The sequence below is a fragment of the Flavivirga sp. 57AJ16 genome (assembly GCF_028736925.1).
In the GTDB taxonomy this organism is placed as follows: domain Bacteria; phylum Bacteroidota; class Bacteroidia; order Flavobacteriales; family Flavobacteriaceae; genus Flavivirga.
Map to the genome: position 1 here is coordinate 25383 of NZ_JAQZAT010000016.1, position 13869 is coordinate 39251.

Below are 13869 nucleotides of genomic sequence, written 5' to 3' on the forward strand. Positions count from 1 at the left end.
ATAGTATGAAAAATAGAATTAAAAACACAAAATACACACTACTTTTAGCCTTAATGGGGTGTCTGGTATTGCTTAACGGGTGTTCTGATGATTTTCTAGAACCCGATCCCGTATCAATTTATGAACCAGGTCAAACGTTTTCGACCGAGTCAGGGCTTAGGTCTTTATTGGCTTTTTGCGATCGACATTTAAAATTGTTTTACACTTCAGGAGATAATAATGCCATAAACCCAATTGGGACGGAGTATATCTTCTCTGATTTGATGGTACCGTCTGCACATAATTATGAAACGATGCTGCACAATGTGGCTGAGGGGCTTACACCTACTAGTGTAGGGATTGGTGGCGGAAGGTTATTTAATTCTTTGCTCCAAAACCATAGTATATGGCACTTTTGGCATGAGAGTTATTATACCATTATGCAGGCTAATACCATCATTCAATATGTAGATGATATTGAGTCGCTAGATGAAGAGACTCGAAATGCCTATAAAGGTAGAGCGTTTTTTCACCGTGCTTTTCGTTATTACAATTTAGTATTTCAGTTTGGAGATGTACCCTTGTTAACCAAGGTAACCGAAGTTCCTAAGCAAAATTACAGGAGTACAAAGCGCGAAGCAATTTTGGAGATGTTAGTTCAAGATATGGAACAGGCTGTTGAGTGGGTACCAAATCAGTCTGAAGAGCCCTTAGTAGGTATGGTAAACAAAGGGGCTTGCCGTATGTTATTGTCTAAATTGTATTTAGCAATGGGGGAATATAGCTTAGCTGAAGAACAACTTGATATGTTAATTGATGGATCAGAATATTCATTGATTCAGGGAGATGAATTTGGTTCTTTCAATGATGGTGGGGAACCTGAAGCGTGGCCAATTGACCGTAACGTTATTTGGGATATGCACCGTGCCGAAAACAAATTAATCCCTTCAAATACCGAAGTTATACTTGGCATTGTAAATCGTGGTTCAGATACGGAAGGTTTTGTTCCTATGCATAGTATGCGTATTTACTATCCATTTTACTTTGAAAATACCACAAGTGCTCCAAAAACTAAAGATGGAAAGCAGGCATTATTGAATTTATCCAGAACCAATAGCGACTACGTTGAAGAATATGACTATTTGCGGTCTTTAGGCCGGGGTATTGGTACATTTCGTCCTACTTATTATCAAACCCATACTATGTGGAAAGTTAATGGCAGAATGGACGATACCGACTTGCGCCACAGTTCTGAAACTGGAAATTGGGTACATATGGAAGATCTTAAGGTTAATAACAAAGCATCCGCTCAGTACGGGGAACCTCTAACCTTATATGATGATTCTGGAAATTTACTATGTACAGATACCATTAGGCGCTGGTATGATGTACCGCATTACAAATTCTTTTTGAATGATCCCATAAATGAGGCTCGATTAAATAGTACCAGTTATAATGGTGCAACCAATGGAGGTAATGCTGATTTTTACCTGTACCGTTTGGCAGAGGCATATCTGTTACGTGCAGAAGCTAAATTTTATCAAGGTAACCAAGGTGGCGCGGCATCAGATGTAAATGAAATACGTAATCGGGCAAAATGTACCGAGCTTTATCAAGGTACGGTAACCATAGGCGATATTATGGATGAACGCGCTCGTGAATTATATATGGAAGAGTGGCGTAATGTTGAATTAACCCGAGTATCATTATGTCTTGCCCGTAGCGGAATGCCAGACGAGTGGGGCAATACCTATAGTCTGGATAATTTTGATAAACAACAAGGTACAGATCCTAATGGGGGTAGCTATTGGTATCAGCGGGTTACTAGATGTGGTAAAATTTATAATGGAGAGCCTATTAGTGTAGAAGGTGGAAAAATAAACCCGATAAATTATACTATGGATAAGAAGAATATTTACTGGCCTATTTTTAATCAATCCATTACTGCTAACAGAAAAGGTAATTTGGCACAAAATTATGGGTATGACGGTTACAACTTCGCAACTCCTAAATGGAATACTTGGGAGGAAGCTGTAGCAGATGAAGATAGAATAGAGTAGAAAATTATATAGTATCTAAAATAGACTGGTCATTCAGAGGTATGGCCGGTCTATTTTGTGAATAATACCAAATTATGAATTAAAATACGCAATTCAAACATATTCATTAATTCGTTTTATCACTTATATCAATTTGAGTATAAAATATCGTATAAAAGCCGAAGTTATTTTAAAATATAAAAACGCTGTGATTAGATTGCATAGAGTAGCTACGGAATTTAAGAACAAGGCCTTTAAATTTAAAAAAAGCCTGTACTCAACTTGATTGGGTAAACGAGTCGACATGTGACATTTTATATTCTAATTGGTATTGCTCATCATTTCCATAGCTTAGGCTATGCAAATAACTCGCAGCAGGCAAAAACAAAAAAGCAATGTCGTTTTCAGTAACTCATTTTAATTCATAATTGGTATAATACCTAAAAATAAATGAAGAAATTAAAGAATTCATTGAGATTGCTTGTTCTAATAGCTATATATCTATTTTCGTTATAGCTTGTGGAAATAAGAAAAAAAAATAACGATACGGGAGTAGCCTACTCAAATCCCTTAGCCGTCAAATATGGCGGTCCTTTTATACTTAAGGCCTCTGATGGTAAATAATATATGTACGGTACCGATGGCAATGCTCCAGGCTTTAAGGTTTATTAGTCTGAGGACTTGGCAGATTGGAAGTATGTGAAAATGGCTTATGAGGGTGGTTAAGAAGATTCTTGGACTAAGGATAGTATTGGGCACCTGAAGTTTATGAGCGCTATGGTAAATATTATATGTTTTTCAGTGCTAATCAGGAAATACAATCCCAATAATGAAGCCCATTATAGATGCAAATGTCTTATTTGATGACGTTGGATAATAAAACCTACTTGTATTATTCTAGATGTTGTTACAAACATCCTGTAGAGAGCGAGGTTGCCGATTGGGCAAAAGACAAAGGCTGGTATGATGAGATTGAAGAAAGTTGGGTTTATGGCGTTGAGATAACTGTGAAATAAATAGAAAAATGAAATCAAAGAAATTAAGAAAGCCATTCTTTAGAATTAGAGAATGGCTTTCTTAATTAAGCGTAAAACCAAGAATTAGGGTTTATCTAATAAAGCATAGGCACACCACATCAAGGCTGCTTGTCCATGAAGATCGCCCACCCATCTGCGACGGTCTTTATAGTAATCATAAGAGTAGCCTATACCTGTTCCTTCGCATACTTCGATTATATCATTTTTGCTATCAAGATACGTGAGTAATGCCAGCCAACCCTTACGCGCAACCGTTCCATACTTTTCTTCTTCAAGCCAACCCTTTTTCACTCCCGTAATCATTGCATACGTGAACATGGCACTTCCGGAGCTCTCGGCCCACATGTCACTGGTATTGGGGTGATCTACCAGCTGTGACCACATTCCGTCAGGACGTTGATATTTCGCCAATTCGCTCATCATTTTTAGGTAAGCATTCATAATTCTTGAACGGTCAGGATGATTTTCGGGGAGTAATTTAAGAACCTCTACCATACCTACGGCCATCCAGCCATTACCCCGTGCCCAATAATACGGCGCAGAAGGAGCATGATAAAACAAGCCATTATCACGTTGTATTCGGTCAAGATATAGTACCATTTCATTGGCTGTTCGCTCCCTGTATTTCTCATCTTTAGTAACCTGATAGGCCTGAGCTTGTAGCGCGGTAATCATAAACATATCATCAATCCATAGACGTGTTTGCCACGAGAACCCTTGGTCATGCCATTCTTTTTCTGTTGAGCTAGCGTTGTTGGGTAAAGTCCACTGCCGGTCTGCATACGTCATCCCCAAATCAAAATATTTGGCTTCTTTTTTTCGCTGATATATCTGTAAAGGAATAGCTCCAAAAACATAGTAATCTACTTTGTTACTAGCCGTAGGTGTTAGCGTGGGTTGTAGATCTTTATCTGTTGTAAAAAGAGGGGCAAATTTGTTAACCACACCATTATACAACAAATCATCGTCTACAGCATCTGCAAACCACAGTGCGCCGAGCCAGGCACAGGCATCTGGATAAGTGACGTGGTCTGCAGTATAATTAGAGTATATGTTTCCCCAAAAGGAATAGTCAACATTTATAAATCTTTGGGTCAACTTTTTACCCACTTCTACAGGTCCCTGACCTTTACGGAAATCAATCAGATTATAACTGGTAGTATCTTTCTCTTCTACGATGGGATCATCATCATCAGTGGCTATGGGTTTATCTGTTGAATCACTGCCGCAAGCACCCAATAGCAATGATAAGTGCAAAACGATAATTATCGAGGCTAATAATTTTATAGTTTTCATGGTGTTAGTTTATCGTTACTTGCTTAAGGCGTATGAACACCAAATTAGGGCTGCCTGACCGTGAAGATCTCCGGTTAATTTTTTACGGTTGAGGTAATGATTATAATCATTCTTAGTTCCTGTACCTTCACAAACATTCCGCAGATTATAATCCTCGTCCAGATAGGTCAACAATGCAGACCATCCTTTACGTGCTGCTGCCCCATACACTTTTTTGTCAAGCCATCCGTTTTTAACACCGGTAATCATTGCGTAAGTAAACATCCCCGTACACGATGTTTCTTTCCAGGAATTAGGATCGTCTATTAATTGATGCCACATGCCGTCATAACTTTGATAGCGCAGCAACGTCTGCATCATACTTTTATATGCTGTTTCTATTTTTTCTCGGTTAGGGTTGTCTTTAGGCATTAGACGTAGCATTTCGGTCATGCCAACCGCCATCCAGCCATTACCCCGCCCCCAAAAAAACGGAGCATTCGGTGCATGATAGAAAAGACCATTCGGGCGTTGTATATTATCTAAGTACAGTGCCATTTCATCCACTGCCCGATTTATATATTTCTTATCACCTGTAACCAGATAGGCTTGAGCCTGTACGGCAGTAATCATGAACATATCGTCAATCCAAAGACGTGTTTGCCAAGAATATCCCTGGTTGTGCCATTTTTTTTCGTCTCCTCTGGGGTCGTCAGGAAGTATCCATTGTTTATCTGCATAAGCTAACCCCAGATCAAGATATTTCTTGGCTTTTTCTTTCTTATATATCTCTAAAGGAACAGCGCCAAAAACATACCAATCCACTACATTGTGAGGTTTAGGACGAAATTCGGGTAGCATATCCTTTTGCGTCGTAAAAAGGGGATCGAACCGATCTACCAATTGGTCATATAAAGCGTCATTATTAGTGGCTTTTGTGAGCCATAGCGCTCCCAGCCAGGCACATACATCTGGATAGGTAACAAATGGGGCTTTGTTTTTTGAGTTGGTGCGTCCCCAGTCAGAAAAAGGTGTCTGAAGTAAATGCTCAACTAGTTTAGCGCCTATTTCTTCAGGTTGGCTACCCTTAGGAAATTTATTCAAATCTGAACTTTGAGAGTGAGCACTGAAAACAACCGTGACAAAAAATAAAATGTTTAGAATAAGAGTTCGAATTTTCATTTTTAGGAATATAATGTGTTTAATGTTATTAATTAATAGGTTTCTATCGACTTTCTCCAGAGGGCAAGGCTATGGGCTCTTCCCATCCTACGGGTCTGCCAAAATAGGGCGTACCGTCTTGCTCATCCCATGTAAACCTCTGAAGAAATGTATAACGGTTGGACCATCCATTTTCATTGAAAGCTTTAACGTGGTAAGCAATCCAATCTTCAGTACCGTCGGGAGACTTGGTAAAACTGCAATGTCCTACTCCATTCACTCCGCTGGTAGGGTTTACGGTTTCATCATTACGGAAGAAGACTTCGTTGGCCGATTTTGTCCAGTTGGAAGCAACAAGAGGATTAGATAGGGTATCACTAAGTTCTAAATAGCCCAATCTGTATTGTTTCGTCCAAGACCCGTTAGTGGAGTACACGACAAAGAATTTTCCTTTCTCCTTATTTTTAAGAAATGCAGGGCCTTCATTTACTTTCCCGGAAAAAAGTTCCCAGGGTTTATCAGGTTTTGATATGGCAACTCGAGAAGATGATATAGTATAGGGGTTATCCATTTTTGCTATATAGAGCCATTGGTCCCCACTATCTTCCGGGTTTCCAGACCATACAGCATATAACTGGTTGTTTAATTTGAAAACACCTAAATCAATAGCGTAATTGGTGTTTTCGGTGGTAGCTACAATTCCCGGCTCATAATTATCTCCTGTATAAAGCATTCCTAAATCCTCCCATTCACCCTGCGGGTCATCAGTTTTAGACCTCAGAACTCCACTGCGTTGCTTGGTATAGGAACCGTTAGATTCACCGGTAGGCCTGCCAGCGGCATAGTAGATGTACCATTGCCCGTCAATAAAATGCAGCTCGGGAGCCCAAATATTGGTAGGGTTCCATACTTTATTGTCATTAGTATCAGTAGGGGCATTCCACACCTTACTGGTTAATGGGAAGCTGGTTAGTTTATCTGATTTGGCTATGTTAATACCATTACCTTGAGCCTTGCATATATAGTAACTGGTGCCATGTTTAATAATCCAAGGGTCAGGGATGCCTGCAATAGGATTTGTGAAAGTAAGTTCAGTCTGAATAATTTCAAGCTCAACAGGAGGCAATCCATCGGCAGTAAATTTTACTATGCCCGAACGCTCGTTTGTCGTATTGTCACTATAGCTAATCCTAACACCCATATTGCCTTCTCCTTTATTAATATCAAGCGTTAACCAAGAAGCTTGCGATTCAACCGTCCAGTTAGTATTAGATACCACGTGAACAGTGATGTTTCCTGAAGAATTGGTAATAGTAAGGTTAGTACTGCTTAAGCGCAGGCTGGGATCTGGGGTGTTTTCTGATAGCTGGTCACCACCACCACAAGATCCGGTTGCGAAGACCATCAAAAAAATAAAAATAAAATGAGTATTTTTCATAAAGCAACTATTTAGTTTATGGGGTATTAATTATGGTGATTTAGAAATTTTTATTTTTAATCTCTAAGCAATTTCGAGCAGTGTGTAAAGCGCGAAGTACAAATATAGAAGGCCCCCCTAAAAACCTATAATCTCATTTTTGCCAAATGTGCTCTATCCGGCATAATTTTACTTAAGGACACTTTTGGCTATAAACGATACATATTAGGGCTCTAGAAATATCTTATTTAACTTATAATTATTGTTTATTTGTGTATGGTTCACTTTAGACCTAAAATATCTATTACTTCTATGAAAGGCTTAAGTCTGATAATAGTATTCATAATTTTTATAAGCCAGTTATATGGAAATGACGTCCGTAATATCAACAGTAGACATGGCTTGTCTAATAGTGCAGTGACCTGTCTGTTTCAGGATAGTGAACGCTACTTGTGGATGGGTACTTATGACGGTCTCAATAAATATAATGGCATTGATATAAAAGTTTACAAGCCAAGTATTAATAATACTCATAGCCTTTCTGGCAATGTTGTGAAATCTATAATAGAGTCAGAGCATGGGTACTTATGGATATTAACCAAATCTGGTTTGGATCAATATTCAAAGAAAAGCGACCGGGTAGAAGCCCATTTTTCAAACTTTGGTGTAAACAGCTTGATGGCAATTGACAGCAATGGGACATTTTATGTCATGAATCAAGAAGGTAAGCTGTATTGGTTTGATTTTAAAGAGCAGGTATTTAATGAAATAAGGCTTCCGGATACAAAACAATATAAAAATTGCGAGAATTTTATTATTGATTCACATGATACTATCTGGATTTCCAATAATGGGATAATTAAAAGGTTTGATATTAGCTATTCTCCTAATTCAGAGCCTCTTTTATCCCCTATGGATAATTTTAAACATACACAAGCCATTTCAGATACATTCTATGATAACGACGAAAAAAGTGTCATTTTTATTGATGAAAAAAGGGATTTATATGTTGTCAGACAAGATACTGTTGAATATATCAAAAACATTTCATCTTTAATAACTCAATATGGAGGTATATCTTCCATTTTATATGATGATAAGGATATCCTGATAGCATTTAGAGTGAGTGGATTAATCAAGCTGACCAATAAAAATGATTATCAGGTAGAAAAGATGTTTATGAATTGTGGTGTTTTTTCGCTCTTAAAAGATAAAACACAAGATATAATATGGGTGGGAACTGATGGACAAGGGGTGCAAGCCTATATTAACGAGGAGTTTGTATTTAATGGGATCGATTTTAATGAATTACCGATAAATATACAAAGGCCGGTACGTGCTATTTATACCGATAACAACCATGACTTATGGTTAGGGACTAAGGGTGACGGTATTGTAAGGGTAAAAGATTACCAGAAAGGTATAGAAAAAGGTAATAGAACCAATATCCAACACATTACGAGTTCGGAGGGGCTAAGCGGCAATGCTATTTACGCCTTCGAGGAAAGTAAAAAAAATAAATTGCTGTGGATAGGATCAAATGGCCCCCAGCTTGACTATTATTCTTATAAAGATCAAAAAATCCATCGTCTGATCAATAAGACCCCCACCCGGTTTGTTGATGTACATAGTATACTTGAAACATCTGATTCTACATTATGGGTTGCCTCTTATTTTGATTTGCTTAAGGTTAAAATTCAAAAGCACGGTGATGAATTAGAAGTTAGAGAAGTTAAGAAATATGATTTTGATAGGGCTAAAGGGCACCATTACAATCAGGTATTTTCAATCAAGCAAGAAAATGATTCTATTTTATGGCTTGGGATGCGCGGTAGTGGAGCTTTAAGGCTAAATCATTTTACAGGTAATTACCACCTTGTGAATTTTGAAAAAAATGGAATTGCGCCTATGAATGATATTCTAAGTGTTTGTATTGGGAGAGATGGCAGCAAATGGTTTGGATCTAGTTATGGTCTCGCCAAAATAGGAAGAAACCGTGATAGCATTTTTCAATATGAGAATTACAACGAAAGCGATGGATTGCAGAACAATACCGTACATGGAATACTTGAAAATAAAGAGGGTAAGTTATGGTTAAGCACCAATTCAGGTATTGTGCTGTTTGATCCCCAAGAACATATCTTTAAAAATTTTGACCAAAGAACAGGTTTAAAAGTTATTGAGTTTAGTGATAATGCCTACTATGAAGATAAAACTACCTCAACCTATTTCTTTGGAGGGATTGATGGGGTGGTCTGGGTCAAACAGGGCCAAAAAACCGCAAATGATTATGTGCCGCCTGTCTATTTTACAAACCTTCGATTCTTTAATGAAGACCATAATATAAATGATTTTATGGTTAATAAAGATAATCAAGAACAGCTTCGTTTAAACTATAGTCAAAATTTCTTTACCGTTTCATTTGTAGTAAATGATTTTATAAATGGTAGGAATGGCAAATACTCCTATAAATTAGAAAATTTCAGTGAGACCTGGATGGATGCAAATAACAGGGAGGCCCAATTTACAAATATACCTCCTGGGGACTATATTCTTAAGGTTAAATATCAGGGCGGTGTTACAGGTCAAATCCAGACGGCTAGCTTGAATATTTCTATATTACCACCTTGGTATTTGAGTGTTTATGCGAAAATTGTATATGGCATAGTTGTAGTCAGCCTGTTGTTTTTATTTAATTATTACAAGAGAAGAAAGTACGAAGAAAAGCAGAAGAAGGTAGCGCAGCGTTTAGATCAAAAGTACAAGGAAAAAGCATATGAAAGTAAACTTCGCTTTTTTACAAATATCACCCACGAGTTTTGTACTCCCCTAACTCTTATAAATACACCCAGTGAACGGATACTTAATTATGAAGGAAGTGATTCGTTTATAAAAAAGCATGCTTTAACTATCAAATCCAATGCAACAAGGCTAAATAATTTAGTGCAGGAAATCATTGATTTTAGGCGTATTGAAACAGGCCATAAAAACTATGTCATAAAGAGTTGCAATATTAATACGATCTGTGATGAAATAGTAAAATCTTTTGCTGATTTGGCAGAAGAAAACAATGTAACACTTAGTTTGAATTTGAAGTCAGAGATTATATGGAACCTTGATCCAAACAGTTTTTCGAAAACCCTTACCAACCTTATTTCGAATGCTTTTAAATACACCCCTAAAAATGGATTGATCAGAGTAGCAGGTTATACAGAAAAAAACGAACTTATTTTGAAAGTTTACAATACAGGTAAGGGTATTGATCCGAAATATATACCTTTTATTTTCAATCGATACTCAGTCTTGGATAATGTTGACTCTAACTCTATTAAGGGGCTTTCTTCCAGAAACGGATTGGGACTTGCAATTTGCAAAAGTCTTGTAACTAAACATGGAGGAACGATTGATGTAACAAGCCAGGTTGACCAGTATGCAGAGTTTATAGTAAAGCTGCCTGCAGCAAAGCCATCTATAGTGCTAAAGTATGATAGTATCTCTCAAGAGTGTAAAGGAGCTAAAGTTAAAGATATAAAACAAAGATTTACGGAATCGTTTGAGCAACTCGATGATAGCACCCAATTCCAAAAAGCTTCAAAGCATACCAGGAATTGTTCCTCCATACTCATCGTAGATGATAATCAAGAGATAGGGGAAATATTGAATGAGATATTAAAAGAGGAGTACAACATAGTAATAACAAAAAGCGGAAATGAAGCCTTTGAAAAATTAATAAATACGACTCCTGATCTAGTTATTACAGATGTAATGATGCCTGATATGGATGGAATATCTTTTACAAAAAAAATAAAAGGAGATCCGCATATTAACCATATTCCTGTAATTATCCTCTCAGCGAAAACTACGCTTAATGATAAAATCGTGGGCATAGAATCGGGTGCTGATGCATACATCTCAAAACCCTTTGATACACACTATTTAAAAACTGTGGTGCAGCAATTATTAGATAAAAATTTAAATCTCAAAAAGTACTACAACAGCGCAGTAAGTGGATATGATTATCTCAATGGACAACTCTTGGCTAAAGAAGATAAGGATTTTATCAATTTAGCTGTAGAAATTATAGAGGACAATATCAGTAATGATAATTTTAACCATGAGGATCTAGCCGCTAATTTAAAAGTAAGTTTGAGAAGTCTGTATAGAAAATTTAAGGACCTTGAGCTTCCTTCCCCTAAAGATTTTATAAAAGAACAACGTATAACCTATGCGGCTAAACTTATTTTAAAAACAAACCTGACTATTCAGGAAGTTATGTATAATACAGGGTTTACGACACGTTCCCATTTTTATAATGAATTCAAAAAAAGATATAAACAATCCCCCACAAAATACAGACAAAGCGGAGGAGTCGACACATCCGTTAACAGTAAATAATCAAATAATTAATTAAACTAAATTTATTAAGAATATTATGAAAACAATTAGACTCGTAAAAAAGAATTTACCAACGTTTTTATTATTTACGCTTATGCTTTGTGCGTTAGCTTTTTTGAGTTGCGATACAGAGGATGAAGGAAATTTTACAGAAGAAAAAGAAGAGGATATTAGGGTTGAGAATGTGGAATGGAAAAGCGACCTTAAAAGTGGATATGAGGTGACTATTAGTGATAAGTCATTAAATATCGCTAACAGGATGAATATTTCTCCAGAAAATGCATCAGATCAGGAACAAACATTTTCTTCTTCAAATCCGAGTGTAGCTACTGTTTCAGAGCAAGGACAGGTAACTCCATTGTCTTTGGGCAGCACAACAATTACAGTGACTGTTGATGAAATGACTGATGAATTTGCTCTAAAAGTTGTAGAGGAAAAGATTATAAATGTTTCTTCCATATCAGTAAATGAAGCCAATATTGAATTAGAATTAAATGCTACTGTTAATTTAGCTTCAAAGTACACCATATCACCTGTGCAAGCCACCAATAAAGAAGTTATCTACAGTTCTTCAGAGCCATCTATAGCTTCTATTGATGAAGAAGGGATTGTAAAAGGCCTTAAAAAAGGGGCGACAACCATCACTGTTACCTCAGTAGATAACCCTGATGCCAAAGGCGAATTTAATGTCGTGGTAACTGAAGTTTCTTTTAAAGGGGATTATTCCAGGGAGGGATGGACATTAATGTCCTCGCAGGATGTATTTGATGAAGGAAGCAATTCACTAACCAGTCCGTTAGATGGTGATTTTGATACCTGGTTTGGTTTAGTAAAACCAGGAAAATCTTGGAAAGAAGTTTCTATACCAGATAGCGAGGGAATCTATTTTATCATAGATATGAAAGAGAAAAAAACTGTTAACTATTTCAAAATACGCCATAGGAATGATAGTCAAATTTTCTTAAGGTATAGACTTATAGAAGAAGTTTATGGTAGTAATGATGGGGAAAACTTTACTCTGATTGCAAGTGATGTTCCAGTTACCGATTATGAGCAACCTGAGCCTATGTCTCCTAACTTGTCAATACCAGAATCAACATACAGATATTTTAAATTTTATTGTAAAAAAGAAGCTTGTTTTGATCCTTCTAGAGGTTCTACTGCACAAATGTCTGAGTTTTACTTAGGTGTTGAATAAGATTATTTAAAAACGGTTTAATCGATCAATAAGATTCATTTACTACCTATGGATTCACAAAATGATGAATCTGTAAATCTGGCTTCAACAAAATGGTCAGGACAAATGGGAGAGTCTATTAAGAATCGCAATGCCTATAATTACCATTATTAACGTTAAAGATGTTGATTAAGTTTACGGTCTGGTGTTATAGGCATTTTTTTACCTAATGATGATACTTGGGATTCATCCTATTTTAACTAGGTAGCAGAATGTACAGATGTCCTTAATTAACGATTATAATTAGATCGCTAACCACAACAAAAAAATAAAAATGAATTCCAAAATTGTTTTAGGAGCACTTGCTCTAACTGTAATAGTAGCTTGTAAAGAGAAAGAAAATAAAAATGTAGCTGAAGAAATTATTGAAATAGAAGAAGTACAACCTGCTACTTACGCAGAAATATCTGTTAAAGAAGGGGGAAGCTGGAAGGAAGATACCCGTGAATACATTGGTGGGAGTTTTGTAAATGTTGATGAGATGGAAGTTCCGGAGCAACACACAGATCACTCTTGGTATATTCGCTACGAAGGGCCGGGTTGGGAAAATAAGCAAATCGCATATCGCCTGTATTTAGACTGGAGAAATGCTATAGATATTTTTGGTAAAAAGGTCGATACTCTTGTTTTACCCTATGTAGGTACAGATGGTTTTAATTCCTATCATAATGATGCGCCTTGGGGACAAGATATTTTAAAGGCAGGTCGATCTATGGGTATAGGCGGCTATGGTCGCTTTACGGGAGATACAATTGCGCATTTTGATGAAGTCGAAAATACTCTAGTTAATGTCGATAATTCCACAGCAAGTTCTAGTGTAACTATAGATTATCAAGGTTGGAAGACCGGCGATATAACAACAGATTTAAAATCGGTTATCAGTATCTTCCCGGAAGATCGATTTTTAAAAGTTGAATTAACACCAAGCGTTTCTTTTGACGGTTTAGCTACAGGAATCGTAAAGTTTGATGATATTCCATTAATGGAAGAAACCAGTGAAAATGGAGACTGGGCCTATATCGCGACTTACGGCGTGCAAACTTTGGCAGGTGAAAACGATAAGTTAGGTATGGCGATTTTTTATAAGATCGATCAGGCTAATGCAGTTGAAGGTCCATACGATCACTTAGTTGTATTTAACCCATCAAAAGAAAAACATATTTATTACATTCATAGCGCCTGGGATCAAGAGCAAAACGGTATAAAAACCGAAGAAGCTTTTAAGCAAGATTTACAAAATAAGTTGTCAGAGTTAGACAACAACGGCAAATTAGAATAAACTCAACCATATAGCACAGAATAAGTTTTAGAACGAAGATTCTAGTAGAA

8 protein-coding genes are annotated in these 13869 nt (G+C 36.8%); 5 read left to right on the plus strand and 3 right to left on the minus strand.

Annotation, left to right across the window (positions count from 1 at the left end; translation table 11 throughout):
* Positions 1-5 precede the first annotated feature (5 nt).
* Positions 6-2039 (plus strand): RagB/SusD family nutrient uptake outer membrane protein, encoded by a 2034-nt coding sequence (locus PQO00_RS16240; protein ID WP_274185909.1) that lies wholly within the window; start codon positions 6-8, stop codon positions 2037-2039.
* Between the two features lie 830 nt (positions 2040-2869).
* Positions 2870-3034: a hypothetical protein gene (locus tag PQO00_RS16245; RefSeq protein ID WP_274185910.1), complete on the plus strand. Its 165-nt coding sequence runs from the start codon at positions 2870-2872 to the stop codon at positions 3032-3034.
* Positions 3035-3118: 84 nt separating this feature from the next.
* Here the strand turns inward: PQO00_RS16245 and PQO00_RS16250 are convergent, their stop codons facing one another.
* Genes PQO00_RS16250 through PQO00_RS16260 form a run of 3 tightly spaced genes read right to left on the minus strand, consistent with a single transcriptional unit; the run spans position 3119 to position 6929 of the window.
* Complete coding sequence (locus PQO00_RS16250; RefSeq protein ID WP_274185911.1) at positions 3119-4351, minus strand: glycoside hydrolase family 105 protein; 1233 nt, start codon at positions 4349-4351, stop codon at positions 3119-3121.
* 15 nt (positions 4352-4366) lie between these two features.
* Positions 4367-5512, minus strand: a complete 1146-nt coding sequence (locus PQO00_RS16255) for a glycoside hydrolase family 105 protein (protein WP_274185912.1) — start codon at positions 5510-5512, stop codon at positions 4367-4369.
* A gap of 43 nt (positions 5513-5555) precedes the next feature.
* Entirely contained in the window at positions 5556-6929 is a 1374-nt protein-coding gene (locus tag PQO00_RS16260; RefSeq protein WP_274185913.1) for a family 43 glycosylhydrolase, read from the minus strand.
* Between the two features lie 291 nt (positions 6930-7220).
* On the opposite strand from PQO00_RS16260, the gene PQO00_RS16265 reads away from it, so the two are divergent.
* From PQO00_RS16265 to PQO00_RS16275, 3 genes are all read left to right on the plus strand, one after another.
* A complete protein-coding gene (locus PQO00_RS16265; protein WP_274185914.1) occupies positions 7221-11303 on the plus strand; it encodes a hybrid sensor histidine kinase/response regulator transcription factor in 4083 nt (1360 codons plus the stop codon).
* A gap of 37 nt (positions 11304-11340) precedes the next feature.
* Complete coding sequence (locus PQO00_RS16270) at positions 11341-12501, plus strand: Ig-like domain-containing protein (RefSeq protein WP_274185915.1); 1161 nt, start codon at positions 11341-11343, stop codon at positions 12499-12501.
* A 313-nt stretch (positions 12502-12814) separates the two neighbouring features.
* Positions 12815-13819: a DUF4861 family protein gene (locus PQO00_RS16275; RefSeq protein ID WP_274185916.1), complete on the plus strand. Its 1005-nt coding sequence runs from the start codon at positions 12815-12817 to the stop codon at positions 13817-13819.
* Positions 13820-13869 lie beyond the last annotated feature (50 nt).

Excerpts from the sequence above, each read along its gene's own strand:
- PQO00_RS16275 (WP_274185916.1), top strand. The coding sequence starts at position 12,815 with ATGAATTCCAAAATTGTTTTAGGAGCACTTGCTCTAACTGTAATAGTA.
- PQO00_RS16245 (WP_274185910.1), top strand. The coding sequence starts at position 2,870 with ATGTCTTATTTGATGACGTTGGATAATAAAACCTACTTGTATTATTCT.
- PQO00_RS16250 (WP_274185911.1), bottom strand. The coding sequence starts at position 4,351 with ATGAAAACTATAAAATTATTAGCCTCGATAATTATCGTTTTGCACTTA.
- PQO00_RS16265 (WP_274185914.1), top strand. The coding sequence starts at position 7,221 with ATGAAAGGCTTAAGTCTGATAATAGTATTCATAATTTTTATAAGCCAG.
- PQO00_RS16260 (WP_274185913.1), bottom strand. The coding sequence starts at position 6,929 with ATGAAAAATACTCATTTTATTTTTATTTTTTTGATGGTCTTCGCAACC.
- PQO00_RS16240 (WP_274185909.1), top strand. The coding sequence starts at position 6 with ATGAAAAATAGAATTAAAAACACAAAATACACACTACTTTTAGCCTTA.
- PQO00_RS16270 (WP_274185915.1), top strand. The coding sequence starts at position 11,341 with ATGAAAACAATTAGACTCGTAAAAAAGAATTTACCAACGTTTTTATTA.
- PQO00_RS16255 (WP_274185912.1), bottom strand. The coding sequence starts at position 5,512 with ATGAAAATTCGAACTCTTATTCTAAACATTTTATTTTTTGTCACGGTT.